This is a genomic window from Novosphingobium organovorum, assembly GCF_022832435.1.
GTDB lineage: Bacteria > Pseudomonadota > Alphaproteobacteria > Sphingomonadales > Sphingomonadaceae > Novosphingobium > Novosphingobium organovorum.
Window position 1 is genome coordinate 1 of the sequence record NZ_JALHLF010000092.1, and the last position, 15,430, is coordinate 15,430.

General features: G+C 67.6%; 9 protein-coding genes. 2 read left to right on the forward strand and 7 right to left on the reverse strand.

Going from position 1 to position 15,430, the window contains the following annotated elements:
- Positions 1 to 209: 209 nt before the first annotated feature.
- From MTR62_RS16705 to MTR62_RS16735, 7 genes are all read right to left on the reverse strand, one after another.
- Entirely contained in the window at positions 210 to 3,179 is a 2,970-nt protein-coding gene (locus MTR62_RS16705; protein WP_244023036.1) for a TonB-dependent receptor, read from the reverse strand.
- A 156-nt stretch (positions 3,180 to 3,335) separates the two neighbouring features.
- The gene (locus MTR62_RS16710; protein WP_244023038.1) at positions 3,336 to 5,006 is read right to left on the reverse strand and encodes a GH35 family beta-galactosidase; all 1,671 of its coding nucleotides are present in this window, start codon (positions 5,004 to 5,006) and stop codon (positions 3,336 to 3,338) included.
- Positions 5,003 to 6,466, reverse strand: coding sequence for a mannitol dehydrogenase family protein (locus tag MTR62_RS16715; RefSeq protein WP_244023050.1), 1,464 nt, complete (start codon positions 6,464 to 6,466; stop codon positions 5,003 to 5,005). The genes MTR62_RS16710 and MTR62_RS16715 overlap by 4 nt, the downstream gene beginning before the upstream one ends.
- Positions 6,467 to 6,498: 32 nt before the next feature.
- Positions 6,499 to 7,911 (reverse strand): glucuronate isomerase, encoded by a 1,413-nt coding sequence (gene uxaC, locus MTR62_RS16720; protein WP_244023040.1) that lies wholly within the window; start codon positions 7,909 to 7,911, stop codon positions 6,499 to 6,501.
- Positions 7,912 to 7,915: 4 nt separating this feature from the next.
- Positions 7,916 to 9,193: an MFS transporter gene (locus tag MTR62_RS16725; RefSeq protein WP_244023052.1), complete on the reverse strand. Its 1,278-nt coding sequence runs from the start codon at positions 9,191 to 9,193 to the stop codon at positions 7,916 to 7,918.
- A gap of 65 nt (positions 9,194 to 9,258) precedes the next feature.
- Positions 9,259 to 10,470: a D-mannonate dehydratase ManD gene (manD, locus tag MTR62_RS16730; RefSeq protein WP_244023042.1), complete on the reverse strand. Its 1,212-nt coding sequence runs from the start codon at positions 10,468 to 10,470 to the stop codon at positions 9,259 to 9,261.
- Positions 10,471 to 10,477: 7 nt separating this feature from the next.
- Positions 10,478 to 12,859, reverse strand: a complete 2,382-nt coding sequence (locus MTR62_RS16735; protein ID WP_244023044.1) for a glycoside hydrolase family 3 N-terminal domain-containing protein — start codon at positions 12,857 to 12,859, stop codon at positions 10,478 to 10,480.
- Positions 12,860 to 13,109: 250 nt separating this feature from the next.
- Between MTR62_RS16735 and MTR62_RS16740 the strand changes: the two genes are divergently transcribed.
- Both MTR62_RS16740 and MTR62_RS16745 read left to right on the forward strand, forming a co-directional pair.
- Complete coding sequence (locus MTR62_RS16740; RefSeq protein WP_244023046.1) at positions 13,110 to 15,164, forward strand: alpha-glucuronidase family glycosyl hydrolase; 2,055 nt, start codon at positions 13,110 to 13,112, stop codon at positions 15,162 to 15,164.
- A gap of 55 nt (positions 15,165 to 15,219) precedes the next feature.
- Positions 15,220 to 15,430: PfkB family carbohydrate kinase (locus tag MTR62_RS16745; RefSeq protein ID WP_244023048.1), on the forward strand; the 211-nt coding region annotated here is incomplete at its 3' end.

A 15,430-nucleotide genomic window follows, 5' to 3' on the forward strand; every position in this document is an offset into this window, starting at 1 on the left:
CAAGCCGCGGGCGCCGTGCCCCTGGCCTGCGCGGCCCCGGCGCCCAGCGCCAGCGACCCGGCCAGGAGCATTGCGGTAAGGGCGGATCGGCGGGGGGGCATGGCGGATCTCTCCGGGTCAGGCAGGACAGTCACGCGCGCCCCTCTGGTCGGGCGCGAACGGGTACAGGCCGCGCGCGATGGCAGTCGCGCGCGGCCCGCTTGGGCGGCTCAGAAGTCGGCGCGGATGCCGAACAGGACCTGACGTCCGGGGTAATAGACGCTGTAGGTCGCGTTGGTGTTGCCATCCTGCCCGTTGGTCGCGCGGATCGCGGCGTTGGTCAGGTTGAGCGCGTCGAGGGTCAGGTGGACACGGTTGTCCATGCCCGGCAGGTCGTAGCCGACCGAAAGGTCGAACTGGCCGCGCGAGTCCTGATAGACCCCCCAGTCGTTGATGTAGTACGGTGCGTTGATCAGCACGAACTGGTCGGTCCAGACGTAGTTCAGGCTGACCGAGACACCGTGGCCTTCGTAGAAGCCCTGGAGATTGTACGACCAGGGCGCGACGCCCGGCGCGTAGAGCCCCGAGTCCGAGCTCTGCTTGATGCGCGTCACGTTGGCCGAGAAGCCCAGGCCGTCGACCAGGAAGTCGAGCGGCTGCACCCAGGTTGCCTCCAGACCGTTGATCTGGAGCGACTGCAGGTTCACCGGCTGGTTGACGTAGATCGGCAGGTCGGCCACCGCCGTGCCGGTCGCGGCCGCACGGTCGGTCAGCGCGGCCTGCTGGGTCACGGTCAGGCTGTCGTAGTCGACGCCGAGATCCGAGAAGGTCTCCGTCGTCTGCTGGGTCAGCGTGAAGCCGTTGATCATCTTGTGGAAGAAGGCGAGCCCCACGTAACCGATACCGCCGGTGTAGTATTCACCGCCGAAGTCGATGTTGTCCGAGGTGTAGGGCTTGAGATCGGGGTTACCCGCCGAAGCGCTCTGCGCGGCCGGATCGGAGAAGGTCAGCCCCGGCAGCAGGTCGCCCGGATTGGCGCGGGTCATCGAACGCGAGGCCGAGAAGCGCAGCTTGAGGTTGGGCAGCGCGTCCCAGGTCATGTTGATCGAGGGCAGCCAGTTGTCGTAGCTCGACGTGATGGTCTGCTCAACGGTCGAGGAGCCGACCGTGATCGGGCCCGACACCATCTGCTCGGTATGCGCGAAGCGCACGCCGCCAACCACGCGGAATTCGCCGCCCAGAATATCGGTGTCGCCGTTGAATTCGAGGAAGCCCGCGGTCACCTTTTCGCCGATATCGCCAACGCCGCCGCCGGTGACCGAGCTGGTCGCCTCGGGCGCGTTCTTGAGGTAGGACTTGTAGTTGGTCGCCTTCATGATCTTCTTGATGTCGGCGATGGTGAAGCTGGTGTAGCCCGGATTGGTGCTCGACAGGTGCGCGAAGTCGGACACGTTGAGCGTGGTGAGGTACTGCGACAGATCGCTGTTGGGGATCAGCCCGGTGCCGGTATAGCCGCAGTCCGAACCGCACACCGCCGCCTGGTAGGCCGCGCTGGCGTCGTAGGCCTTGATCGAGCGGAACGCGTAGTCGTACGAACCGCCGAACTTCACGCTGAAGGTATCATCGCCGTACTTCATGTCGAAGCGGCCACCGTTGGTCGTCGTCTCGCGCTTCACCGCCTGGACGTTGAGGCGGTACCACTGCCAGCCCAGGCTGGTGTCGGCCAGGTCCACGCTCGGCGTGATCGTCGGGAAATCCCCGCCCGAGTTCGAATAGTCGACCGAGATGCCCGACTGCGCCGGGGTCTGGATGATGAAGCTGGGCTGTTCGCGGAAGAAGTGGCTCTTCGAGAAGTTGCCCTGCGCGGTGAAGGTCAGCTTGTCCGCCACGTCCCAGGTCATGCTGGGGGTGACGTTCCAGAACTTGGTCGTCTGCTTGAAGATGTCGACGTCGGAGAAGAACGAGGAATTGGCGAAGGTGCCGCTGGTCACCACGTTGTCATCGTCGACGGTGAGATCGAACGGCACCATGCCCCCGGTCGAGGTATAGGAGGACCCCGGACCCGAGTTACGCACGTACCAGTTCATGGTGTAGTGCGTGAAGTCGCGCTGTGACCAGGCGTACATGCCATCGAGCGCGAAGTGCAGCTTGTCGCTCGGGCGCCATTCCATCGAGACCAGCCCCGAATAGCGCGAGCGGGTGCCTTGCTGCACCGAATTGCGCCCAAGGCGCGGGATCTTGGCAAGGCTCAGCTGATCCGCGGTAAGCCCCGAGGTCTGCGTGAGGTCGAGCGCGTCGCCCGCCGTGTAGCCATGGCCCAGGTTCGACGGCGCGACGCTGGCGTAGCTGAAGCCGTTGCCGTCATCGTCGGTCGCGTTGCACGAACTGGTGGTCGAGCAGGCGTAGTTGCCGTCGGTCCAGCCCACCGATTCCCAGCCATCGACGCGGGTCTTGGCCTTCACCCCGGCCACGCCGACGAGGATGCCGAAGGTATCGCCGAAGGTCTTGCTGGCCACGATCGCGCCGCGCGGGCTGAACTTGCCGTTGCTGTCGGTGTACTGGCCCTGGCCGACCACGGTGAGGTGCGCGCCCGGCTTGTCGAACGGGCGCGCGTTGCGCATGTTGACGACGCCCGCGATGCCGCCTTCGACTTGCGAGGGCAGCGGCGACTTGACGACGTCGAGCCGGGTGAACAGCTCGGAGGGGAACAGGTCGAGGTCGACTTCGCGATTGGTGCTGCCACCGTTGGTGCCACCGTCCGAGGCAACGTTGACCGGCGAGCCGTTGACCAGCACGCGGGTGAAGCTCGGCCCCAGGCCGCGGATGGCAACCTGCGTGCCTTCACCGGTGATGTCGCGGTTGAGGCGCACGCCGGGGATGCGGTTGAGCGTTTCGGCGATGTTGGTCGCGGGCAGCTTGCCGATGTCTTCGGCAAAGATCGAATCGCCGAAGGTCACTTCGCTGCGCTTGGCGTTGGTCGCGCTGTCGAGCGAGGCGCGGATGCCGGTGACGATGATTTCCTCGACCTGACCTTGCGAGAGCGCGCCATCATCCGGGGAATCGGCGGTAGCGCTCCCCTGAGCGGCCGACGCGGACGGCGCCGGAGTGGCGTCCTGCGCCGCAGCGGGCATCGCGATGACCGCCTGAAACGCCGTTGCGCTGAGCAAAAGCGCGCGATTTGATAGACGAAATGCCTTCATTTCCGTTATCCCTCCCAATGTACGTTCGCTATTTCAGCCGCTTAGCTGATAGCGCTATCATTTGCAGCTATATTGCAGGTTCTCGAAAAGGTCAATGCTCGAACCGACGCAGACTGCGCGAAACGCGAAAACTACTTTAAATTCGGATATTTAGGGTCAGCTATACGCGTAAAGGCGGACACGCTGGATCTGCCACTTGCCCGCATCGAGACGGATGTGACGGCCCTGGTGGGTCTGGTCGCCGTTGAGCAGGCGCCCCGCGACCCAGGTCCCTTGCGCGTCGAAATGCCCCTCGAACGCAGTGTCGATCCCGGCCAGAGCCTTGTCCTTGGCGAGCGGCGCGAAGGTCACGGTGATCCCCTGCCCGGCGATCAGGTACTCCTCGGGACCCACCTGGACGATCAGCCCGCCATACCCCGCAGTGTCCGCGCTCATCTCGGGCCGCTGGATGTCGGCATAGGACACCGTGAAGCGGTACGAACCGATGGCGCGCGTCTCGGGCGCGTAGTCGAGCGAACCGTCATAGGCCTGGCGCGGCTTGAAGCCCGCCATCCGGTCGCTGCCCTGCGCGTCGAGGATGTAGGGTGAAAGCTGGCGCAGGACGCCATAGGCATCCTTGATCGCCCCCGGCTGCTCGTCGATCGAATCGATCGAGAACGGCCCGAAGCCGATCGCGTCGAGCTGGCCGAAGGCGTAGAACGCGTTGGCCGGAACAACGGGATTGTCCGCGTTGTGCGCCTCGGGAATGAACAGCACGTTGTCGGGACGCTTGTAGGTGTTCACGATCTGGACGAAGTTGTCGAAATAGATGTCGGGCGCGAGGAAATCGAGTTTGGGCGCCCCCGCCTTCCACACGTCGATCAGGTGCGGCAAAGGGCCACCGCTCGGGTACTCGCCCGGAACGCGCCCCGGCCGGTTGAGCGCCACGTTGACGTACATCGGGATCGGGTAACGCGCCTTGCCCGCTGCGGCGAGGCCATCGGCGAAGCGCGCATAATGCCACGCCGCAAAGACCTCCGCGGCGCCGTCACCCCCGCCGAACACCGCGTCCCAGCTGCCCGAAGTACGCGCGCCGTTGTCCACCCACAGGCGCTTCATGCCGGGCACCAGCGTGTCCTTGTGCGCGACGAGGTAATCGATCAGCGCCTTGGGCACCGGCCGGGCGTAGGCGGCGTTGGCGGGCGCGTTGTAGTCGCGCGCAACGGGCAACATGCCGATCTCGTTCTCGACCTGGACCATGACCACCGTGTTGGCCTGGCCATCGATGGCCTTGAGGTGGTCCATCAGCGCGGCAAACGCGCGCTGGTCGGCCGTGGCGGTGGCTTGCCCGAAGGTCGAGAGGATCTCGGCGCTGCGCCCGTTGGGCCGCTGTGCGAGCGGAAAGCGCGCCTGGTCGCGCTTCACCCACGAAGGCACGTAAGTCGACATGGAATTCTTCCACGCGCCGAACCACAGGATCACCAGCTTCAGATCGTTGGCGCGCGCCGCCTTGATCTGCGAATCGACCGAAGACCAGTCGAAATGCCCTTCGGTCGGCTCGATCAGCTGCCAGGACACCGGAGTGAGCACGGTGTTGAGGTTCATGTCGTGCAGCCGCTTCCAGTGCGGCGCCATGTAGTCCGCGCTCGACGAGGCCGAATTGCTCAGTTCGCCGCCGATCATCAGCATGGGCTTGCCCGCGACGACGAGCTGCTGGCTGTCGCCCTTGCGCTCGAGCCGGGGGGCATCGGCGAAGGCGGGACAGGCCAGCCACAGCGCGGCGCTGACCACACCGGCAAGGGCAAGGCGCTTAGGGGAAAAGCGGCGAAGGGGGGTGGTTGGGGTCATGTCGGCTCTCCCACGAATTCGTCGAGCGTGGCCCGAACGCCGCCACGTTCGAGCGCCTCGAGGTGTCCTGCGATGACGGCGCACACCGCCGCATCGGGCCGGAAATCGAGCACGCCGAGCGCCGCCTCGACCCGCGTTCGCGGATCGCACGCTCCGGCCAGTGCCCCGGCCAGCACCGCGGCGGCCGGATCGTCGATGGCAAAGTCTTCACCCGCATCGCTCCGCCCCGCCTGCCAGCGGACCCAGCCCGCCACGGCCAGCGCGCAGGCGACAAAATCCGCGCCGCACCGTGCCCGTTCGGCGAGCGGGGCGAGCAGGCGCTGGGGCAGCTTCTGCGAACCATCCATCGCGATCTGGGTCGTGCGATGCTGCAGGGCGCTGTTGGCGAAACGCGCCATCAGCTGGGCGCGGTAGGTGCCCGGATCGAAGCCTTCGGGCAGCGTGAGCGTGGGCACCAGTTCATCCCACAGCCGATCGAGATAGCGCCGTCCGGTCGGACTCGCCACGAAATCGTGGACGAAGGCATCGCCCGCCAGCCCGCCGAGATACGCGATCGCCGAATGCGCGCCGTTGAGCAGGCGCAGCTTGGCCGCTTCCCACGGTGCGACATCGCGCGTCAGGATCACGCCGGGGACCGGAAAGGCCGGGCTTTCGCCGACGAAGGAATCCTCGATCACCCATTGCAGGAAAGGTTCGGTCTTGACCATCGCACGGTCTTCAAGGCCCGTTGTCACGGCAAGATCGGCGATGTCCTCAGGCGTCGTCGCGGGCACGATGCGGTCGACCATGCTCGCGGGAAAACGGCAATTTTCCGCGATCCAGGCGGCCAGTTCGGCATCGTGCGCGCGGGCCATCGCCAGCACCGAGCGCGCCAGCAGCGCGCCGTTGTGCGGCAGGTTGTCGCACGACAGCAGCGTCAGCGGCCCCAGGCCAAGACGCTTGCGCCGCGCCAGACCCGCAACGAGGAAACCCGCCGCCGTGCGCGGCCGCTCAAGCGAGGCGAGATCGGCCGCCACGTCGCGATGCGCGGTGTCGAGCGTGCCGCTCGCCCGATCGAGGCAATAGCCCTTCTCGGTCACCGTCAGCGTAACCAGGAAGGTATCGGGCGCAGCCAGTGCGGCGACGACCGCCTCGGGGTCCTCCGGCGCGACCAGCACCGAACGCACCGCGCCCACCACCTGCATGGCCTGTGCAGCGCCCTCGCGCACGAGCACGGTGTAAAGCCCGTCCTGCGCCGCCAGCTGGTCGCGCACCCCGGCCGAGCGCAGCGAGACGCCGGTCACGCCCCAGCGCGGATCGCCCGCCGCCAGCATCGCCTCGAATACCAGCGCCTGGTGCGCGCGGTGGAAGGCGCCGATCCCGAAGTGGACCACGCCGCCGCGCACCGCCGCACGCGCGTAGGCCGGAAGCCACGCGATGCCTTCCAGCCGGCCGAGCGCCGCCGCGCTCAACCGGTCGATCGCGATCGGCGCCATGCCCGCCTCTCCCCCGCTCACAGCCGGTAGGCCGCCTTGGCCAGATCGTAGGCGAGCGCGCGCGCGAGGTCATGCGCCTCCTCCTCGCCCAGCCGGTGCTCGGCAACGAGCTGCGCCAGCCAGGTGCAGTCCATGCGCCGCGCCACGTCGTGGCGCGCGGGGATCGACAGGAAGGCGCGGGTATCGTCGTTGAAGCCCACGGTGTTGTAGAAGCCCGCAGTCTCGGTCGTGCGTTCGCGAAAGCGGCGCATGCCTTCGGGCGAATCGTGGAACCACCACGGCGGCCCCAGCCTCAGCGCGGGATAGTGCCCGGCGAGCGGGGCGAGTTCGCGCGAATAGACATCCTCGTCGAGCGTGAAGAGGATGAGCGTCAGATCGGGATTGTTGCCGTGCCGGTCGAGCAGCGCCCCCAGCGCCGCGACGTATTCGCACGAGACCGGAATGTCCCCGCCCTTGTCGCGCCCGAAGCGTTCGAGCAGCGCGCGGTTGTGGCTGCGGTGAACGCCAGGGTGAAGCTGCATGACCATGCCGTCCTCGATGCTCATCGTGGCCATCTCGGTCAGGATCTGTGCGCGGAAGAGTTCCGCGTCCTCAGCGCTCGCCCCGGCCAGGACGCGGCGGTAGAGCGCCTCGCAGTCCTCGCTCGACAGGTCCGCGGTGCGCGCGGTCGGGTGGCCGTGGTCGGTCGAGGTCGCGCCCGCCGCGCGAAAACGCGCACGGTGGAAACGATGCGCGGCAAGGTAGCCCGCGTAGCGCGTCGCATCCTCGCCCGCACTCGCGGCAAAGCGCGCGACGTTCTCGGCAAAGCCTGGGGTTTCGGGATCGACCACCGGGTCGGGGCGATAGGCGGTGACCACCCGGCCCGACCAGCCGCTGGCGCGGATCGCGGCGTGATGCTCAAGACTGTCGAGCGGGCTTTCGGTGGTCGCGATGACTTCGATCCCGAAGCGTTCGAACAGCGCGCGCGGGCGGAACGCCTCGGTCTTGAGCGCGGCGTCGATCACCTCGTAGCAATGGTCGGCGGTCTCGGCGTCGAGCTGGACAGTGATCCCGAAGGCCTCGCCCAGCACCCAGTCGAACCACATGCGCGAGGGCGTGCCGCGAAACAGGTGGTAGTGGCTGGCGAACAGGCGCCAGACCGCGCGCGGATCGCTCTCCACCGCACTGCCGTCGCGGCTGCGAACGCCCAGCGCGCCAAGCGGTACGCCCTGCGAATAGAGCATGCGCAGCACGTAGTGGTCGGGAATGATGAGCAGCGAGGCAGGGTCGCTGAACGGCGCGTTGGTCGCGAACCAGGCCGGATCAGTGTGCCCGTGCGGGCTGACGATCGGCAGGGCGCGCACCCCGGCGTAGAGCGCACGGGCAATCGCGCGCGTACCCGGATCGGCCGGGAACAGGCGATCGGGATGGAGGTCGAGGGGGCGAGGCATGGCTTTAGTCTCCATCGCCTTTGACGGCGGCAACCTGATAGCGCGGCAGGATGATGTGAAGCACCGCCAGCGCGAGGAAATAGGCGCACGAGGCAACCAGGAAGATGGGCTCGTAACTGCCCACCGTTTCAAGAATGACGCCCGCAAAGCGCGCCATGAGCATCCCGCCAAGCGCCCCGCTGAGCCCGCCCAGCCCCACCACCGTACCGCTCATCCAGCGCGGCAGCGTGTCGCCCGGCAAGGCATAGACGTTGGCCGAGAAGCCCTGGTGTCCGGCGCAGGCCAGGCCCACCAGCACCACCGCGCTCCACAACCCCGGCGCGTGCGGCGCAAAGGCGATCGGCACCGCGCAGCACGCCGCGAGCAGCATCGCCGACTTGCGCGACCGGTTGAGTGACCACCCCCGCCCGAGCAGCCGCGAGGACATCCAGCCCCCGGCGATCGAGCCGACGTCGGCCATCAGGTAGACCGCGATCAGCGGCGGCCCGAAATCGAGCATCTTGACGTGAAACTGGCGGTTGAAGAAATCGGGCAGCCAGAAAATGAAGGTCCACCACACCGGATCGATCAGAAAACGGCTCGCCATGTAGGCCCAGGTCTGGCGATGCGAGAGCACCTCGCGCCAGCTGACCGAGCGCACCGGCTCGACCGGATCGGCCTCGATCCAGGCCAGTTCCTCGGGCGTGATGCTCTTCTTTTCGCGCGGGGCGCGGTAGAAGCCGAGCCAGGCGACGAGCCAGAACACGGTGAGCAGACCGGTCAGGATGAAAGCCCAGCGCCAGCCCAGCGTCAGCGCGATCACCGGCACGATCAGCGGGGTGAGCAGCGCGCCGACGTTCGAACCGGCGTTGAACAGGCCGATCGCGAAGGCGCGCTCGCGCTTGGGGAACCAGGCGTTGGTGGCCGCGATGGCGGCAGGGAAAGTCCCCGCCTCACCGATCGCGAGCGGAATGCGCGCGATCAGCATGCCCCCGGTGCTGGTGAACAGTGCGTGCGCCATGTGCCCGAGGGTCCACAACGCGACCGCGGCGGCGTAGCCCAGCCGGGCCCCCAGCCGGTCGATCAACCGGCCGAAGAAGACATAGGCCACACCGTAACCGGCCTGAAACCAGATCGCGAGACTGGCGTAGCCGCTCTCGCTCCAGCCATAGCGGGCCTGCAAGTCGGGCTTGAGCGTGGGCAGCACGAGCCGGTCGACGTAGCTGAGCACCACGGCCGCGAAGATCAGCGCGCACACGATCCAGCGCAGCCGCCCGTGGGGCTTGGATGGCCCGGAACGGATCGCAGGGCCGGCGGCGGCTTCCACCGTGGCGGACGCCGGGGGCAAGGAGGACACGCTCACCCCGCTTACCAGCTGTGCAGGGTGCCGTCTTCAAGCCGGTTCACCGGCAGGAAGGCACGCTTGTATTCGTATTGCGCGGCAAGGTCCTCGTCGATGTCGACGCCCAGGCCCGGCGCATCGCCGGGGTGCATCATGCCATCGGCGAAAGTATAGGCGTGCGGGAACACGGCGTCGGTCTCGGGCGTGTGGCGCATGTATTCCTGAATGCCGAAGTTGGGCACCGAAAGATCGAAGTGGAGCGCGGCGGCCATGCACACCGGCGACAGGTCGGTCGCGCCGTGGCAGCCGGTGCGGACCTGATAGAGATCGGCCAGAGCCGCAATGCGGCGCAAGTGCGTGATCCCGCCCGCGTGGACCACGGTGGCACGGATATAATCGATCAGCTGGTTCTCGATCAGGTCCTTGGCGTCCCAGATCGAATTGAAGATCTCGCCCACCGCGAGGGGCGCCGTGGTGTGCTGACGGATCAGGCGGAACGCCTCCTGATTTTCCGCCGGGGTCGCATCCTCGAGCCAGAACGGACGATAGGCTTCCAGATCCGAACCCAGCCGCCCGGCCTCGATCGGGGTCAGGCGGTGGTGGATGTCGTGCAGCAGGTGGACGTCCCAACCCAGCGCCTCGCGCGCGGCCTTGAACAGCTCGGGCACCACGCGCAGGTACTTGGACGTGCTCCACACGTTCTCGGTCGGCAGATCCGCGTCGGCGGGCTCATAGAAATACTTGTCCTTGGACACGCCGTAGGTCGAGGCCATGCCCGGCACGCCGCACTGCAGGCGGATCGCCTTGTAGCCCTGCGCCTGGTATTCGAGCGCGACGTTGACCGTGTCCTCGATCGAAGTGCCGTTGGCGTGGCCATAGACCATCACGCCTTCGCGGCTCGCCCCGCCGAGCAGCTGGTAGACCGGCAGCCCCGCAAGCTTGCCCTTGATGTCCCACAGCGCCATGTCGACCGCCGCGATCGCGGTCATCGTGACCGGGCCACGGCGCCAGTAGGCCCCCTTGTAGAGATACTGCCAGATATCCTCGATACGGTGCGCGTCGCGCCCGATCAGGCAGGGCACGACATGATCGGCAAGGTAACTGGCGACGGCCAGTTCGCGACCGTTGAGGGTGGCATCGCCAACCCCGGTGGTGCCGTCATCGCAGGTAATCTTGAGCGTAACGAAGTTGCGGCCGGGGCAGGTGACGATGACTTTGGCGCTGACAATCTTGGGCATGGGAACCTCAGGCGATTTCGAGAGTGACGGTCTGGAGTGCGGCGCTGCTGGCGCCCACGCCGATATCGAACAGACCCGGCTCGACGACTTCCTCCATCGCCTCGTTCCAGAGGCTGAAATCGTCGGGACCGAGCGTGAAGGTAAGCGTGCGCGTCTCGCCAGGCTTGAGTGTGACGCGCTGGAAGCCGCGCAGCGAAAGGACCGGACGGGTCACGCTCGAGGCCTGGTCGTGGACGTAGAGCTGAACCACCTCGTCACCGGTGCGCGCGCCGGTGTTGGTGACATCGACCGAAACGGAGACCGTGCCCGCCGGGCCGATCCGGGCGGCCGAAAGGCGCGGAGGCGCGATCGCAAAGGTCGTGTAGCTCAGGCCGAAACCGAAGGGCCACAGCGGCTTGTCGTCGGTGAACAGGTAGCCCCGGCGCGACGACGGCTTGTGGTTGTAGAAGTAGGGCACCTGCCCGACATCGTGAACCACGGTGACCGGCAGCTTGGCGCCGGGGTTGATGTCCCCGAACAGCGCCTCGGCCATCGCCGTGCCGCCTTCCTGGCCCAGATACCAGCATTCGAGAATGGCGTCGGCCTGCTCGGCCACGGTCGGCCAGGACGGCGGGCGCCCGTTGATGGCCATGACGACGACGGGCTTGCCGCTCGCCTTCATCGCTTCGAACAGCGCGTTCTGCTCGCCCACGAGGTCGAGCGAGGTACGGTCGCCCAGATGGTTGCGGGCATAGCCTTCGCGGCTGGTCTGCTCGGTGTCGCCGATGGCCAGGATCACCACGTCGCAATCCTTCACCGTCTCTACCGCCTCGGCGATCAGCGCGCGGTTGGCGGCCGGATCGGCCAGTTCGACGTCGTTTGCCGAACGATCCTCGCTGCGGGTGATGTGGACGCCCTGCGCGAAGACCACTTCGGCCTTGCCTGCGAGCCGCGCCCGCACGCCGTCGAGCAGGGTGACGCAGGCACGCGGTTCGGACGAATAGCCGCCCAGCCGCGCGATCGCGGCGTTGGGGCCGACCACCGCCACCTTGCGGTGCGCACCGGGGGTAAGCGGCAGCACGTCGCCAGCGTTCTTGAGCAGGCAGATCGCCTTGCGCGCCGCATCGAGCGCGAGGGCGCGCGCCTCGGCGTTGCCGGTCAGGCGGGCCGAGGCCGCCGCATCGATCGGTCCGGCCTCGAACAGCCCGGCGCGGAACTTGAGCGCGAGCATGTGGCGGCACGCCGCATCGACTTCGGCCAGCGGGACCAGACCCTTGCGCACCTGATCGGCGAGCGAGCCGTAGGCTTCGCCATCGGGCAGGTCGCAATCGACCCCGGCGCGCAGCGCCAGCCGCGCCGCGCCTTCGATGTCGGGGGCAAGGTGGTGGAAGCTCGCCAGTTCGCCGATCGCCGCGTAGTCGCTCACGATCGCACCGTCGAAACCCCATTCGCCGCGCAGCACGTCGTGCAGCAACCAGCGGTTGGCGTGGCTCGGTACGCCGTCGATCTCGTTGTAGGAGGGCATCACCGCGCCGATCCCGGTGCGCCGCACCACTTCGCGGAAAGGCGGGAAGAACGAAGCGCGCAGCTCGCGCCGCCCAAGATGCGCGGGCGCGACGTTGTCGCCCGCCTCGGGCTGGCCGTGCCCGGCCATGTGCTTGAGCGTCGCGATGACCTGGTTCGCACCGGGTTCGCGCCCTTCGCCCTGCAGGCCGAGCACCGCGGCCACGCCCATCTCGCCGCACAGGTACGGGTCCTCGCCGAAGGTTTCCTCGATCCGCCCCCAGCGCGGATCGCGCGCGATGTCGACCACCGGGGACAGCGCGAGCGCGGCACCGTGGGCACGCACCTCGCGCGCGCTGACCGCGTTGGCGCGGCGCACCATGTCGGGATCGAACGCACCGGCCTGCGCGATGGCCTGCGGGAAGCTGGTCGCTTCAGGCGCCATGTAGCCGTGCAGCGCTTCCTCGTGGAACAGGATCGGGATGCCCAGCCGGGTGTGGTTGCGCGCCCAGTCCTGCGCCGCGTTGACGAAGGCGATGGTGTTCGCCGGGGTGCGCCAGCGCCCGGTGACGTCGGTGCCGGTGTTGCTCGCGGTGGCCGCCCCGCCCCGATCGGACGGGCGCGCGATCTGGCCGATGCCATCGGGATGGTTGCGGCTGGCGAGCGCGGGATCGAACGCGAGATCGGCGTCCATCACCTCGCGCTTGCGGGTCGACAGCGTGATGAGCTGCGCGACCTTCTCGTCGAGCGTCATGCGGGCCATCAGGTCGCGCACGCGCAGGTCGATCGGCGCGCGCGGGTCCTTGTAGCGCGCGCTGGCGGCAACCGCGGCGCGCGCGGCTCCGGGCAACAGGGCAAGAAGGGAGACGCCCGCCCCCAGACGAAGCGATTCGCGGCGGGTAATCATGCGCGATTTCCACCTGTTACGGTTCCGGCGCGCCAATACAGAAAGATCATCTCTCCCCTCCCGGACCCAAGGGCCCTATTTCCCAATTTTATTCGCCGAGCAAAGCCAATTGCTTTGCGGTTCGTCTTATGTGATAGCGCTCTCATGCGATACAAAAGGACCGCTTGTCAATGCCGGTCGGAATTTGGAGAGGATTATGAAACAGCAGGTATTTAGAGCTGTTGCAGGCCTAGCCCTGATCGGCAGCTCGATGATGACGCTATCAGAAGCGGCGCGCGCAAACGATGGCTACGAGCTATGGCTTCCCCCCGCGAACGACCCGGCGGCCAACCTCGACATCGCCACGCTCGGAACCGGTGCAACGCTCGACATCGCGGCAGGCGAACTGCACCGCGACCTCGCCACCGCGCCGCTCCCGATCCTGCTCGCAACGAACCTGCGCCCCGAACTCGCCGCGCTCAAGCTGCCCGGTGCTGCGCTCGGCCGCGAGGGGTATGTCGTGCGCCGCGCAACGGTGGCCGGACGCGCGGTCATCCTGGTTTCGGGCAACACCGAGACGGGCGTGCTCTACGGCGCCTTTGCGCTGATTCGCGCCGCCCGCACCGGCGCCGACCTGACGACCATCGCGCTGCAATCCGCGCCCAAGGTCGCGGTGCGCGTGCTCGATCACTGGGACAATCTCGACGGTTCGGTCGAGCGCGGCTACGCTGGAGCCTCGCTGTGGAACTGGTGGGAACTGCCCGACTACAAGGACCCGCGCTACACCGACTACGCGCGCGCCGACGCCTCGCTCGGCATCAACGGCGTGGTGCTCAACAACGTCAACGCCAAGCCCGACAGCCTGACCCCGCGCTACATCGCCAAAGCCGCCGCGCTCGCCGACGTGTTCCGCCCCTGGGGCATCAAGGTCTATCTTTCCGCGCGCTTTTCCGCGCCGATCGAACTGGGCGGGCTCAAGACCGCCGACCCGCTCGATCCCGCAGTCGCGGCCTGGTGGAAGGCCAAGGCGGACGAGATCTACCGCGCCATTCCCGATTTCGGCGGCTTCCTGGTCAAGGCCAACAGCGAAGGCCAGCCCGGCCCGCGCGACTACCACCGCAGCCATGCCGAGGGCGCCAACATGCTCGCCGCGGCGCTCAAGCCGCACGGCGGGATCGTGATGTGGCGCGCCTTCGTCTACGCCGAGAGCGACCCCGACGACCGCGCCAAGCAGGCCTATACCGAGTTCCACCCGCTCGACGGCAAATTTGCTGACAACGTGCTGGTCCAGGTCAAGAACGGCGCGATCGACTTCCAGCCGCGCGAACCGTTCCACCCCTTGTTCGGCGCGATGCCCCGAACGCCGATCATGCTGGAATTGCAGATCACCAAGGAATACCTGGGCTTCGCCACGCACCTTGCCTACCTCGGCCCGCTGTTCAGCGAAGTGCTCGAGGCCGACACTTACGCCAGAGGCAAGGGATCGACCGTTGCCAAAGTGATCGACGGCACGCTCGACCATCACGCGCTGAGCGGCATGGCGGGCGTCGCCAACATCGGGCGCGACCGCGACTGGAGCGGCTCCACCTTCAACCAGGCCAACTGGTATGCCTTCGGGCGGCTGGCCTGGGACCCCGACCTTTCGCCCGAGGCGATCGCGCGCGAATGGGCGCAGCAGACTTTCGGCCCCGACCCGCGCCTGGCCGACATCGCGGTGAAGATGATGATGCAATCGCGCGAGGCCGTCGTCGATTACACCGGCCCGCTCGGCCTTGCGCATCTCATGGGCACCGGCCACCATTACGGTCCGGGTCCGTGGATCAAGGACCTCGCCCGGCCCGAGTGGAACCCGGTCTATTACCACCGCGCCGACGCCAGCGGAATCGGTTTCGACCGCACCCGCACCGGCAGCAACGCCATCGCGCAATACAGCCCCGAAGTCGCCAGGCGCCTCGCCGACCCGCGCACCACGCCCGAAAGCGAGCTGCTCTGGTTCCACCACCTGCCCTGGGACTGGAAGATGAACTCGGGCGAGACGCTGTGGCACGCGCTCGTCGCGCATTACGACCAGGGCGTGGCGAGCGTCGCCGCGATGCAGGCCGAGTGGGACGAAGCCCGCCCGCTGGTCGATCCCGAGCGCTGGCAGAAAACCGCGACCTTCCTCGCCATCCAGCACCGCGAGGCCCAGTGGTGGCGCGATGCCAGCCTCGCCTACTGGATGTCGCTCAACCACCTCCCCCTGCCTGCGGGAAGCGCCGCTCCGGCCCATTCGCTCGACTGGTACGAGGCGCAGCAATTCCCCTGGGCTCCGGGCCAGGCCCGGTAGGCCCGCTAGGCCCGGTGCCCGCCCCTTTCCCTCTTTCGAACGAGCGATCCTGACCATGACCGAGCGAACCTGCGGCCCCGTCGTCACCTTTGGCGAGATCCTGCTGCGCCTCTCCACCCCCGACGCGCGCCTGTTCGTCCAGAGCGAACGCCTCGAGCTGTGCGTGGGCGGCGCGGAAGCGAACGTGGCTGCGGGGCTCGCCGCGCTCGGCCACCAAGTGGCCATGCTCTCGCGCCTGCCCGCAGGCCCCCTCGGCGATGCGGCGG

Coding starts and splice junctions, on each gene's coding strand:
- uxaC (WP_244023040.1), bottom strand. CDS start 7,911: ATGCCTCGCCCCCTCGACCTCCATCCCGATCGCCTGTTCCCGGCCGAT.
- manD (WP_244023042.1), bottom strand. CDS start 10,470: ATGCCCAAGATTGTCAGCGCCAAAGTCATCGTCACCTGCCCCGGCCGC.
- MTR62_RS16710 (WP_244023038.1), bottom strand. CDS start 5,006: ATGACCCCAACCACCCCCCTTCGCCGCTTTTCCCCTAAGCGCCTTGCC.
- MTR62_RS16705 (WP_244023036.1), bottom strand. CDS start 3,179: ATGAAGGCATTTCGTCTATCAAATCGCGCGCTTTTGCTCAGCGCAACG.
- MTR62_RS16735 (WP_244023044.1), bottom strand. CDS start 12,859: ATGATTACCCGCCGCGAATCGCTTCGTCTGGGGGCGGGCGTCTCCCTT.
- MTR62_RS16740 (WP_244023046.1), top strand. CDS start 13,110: ATGATGACGCTATCAGAAGCGGCGCGCGCAAACGATGGCTACGAGCTA.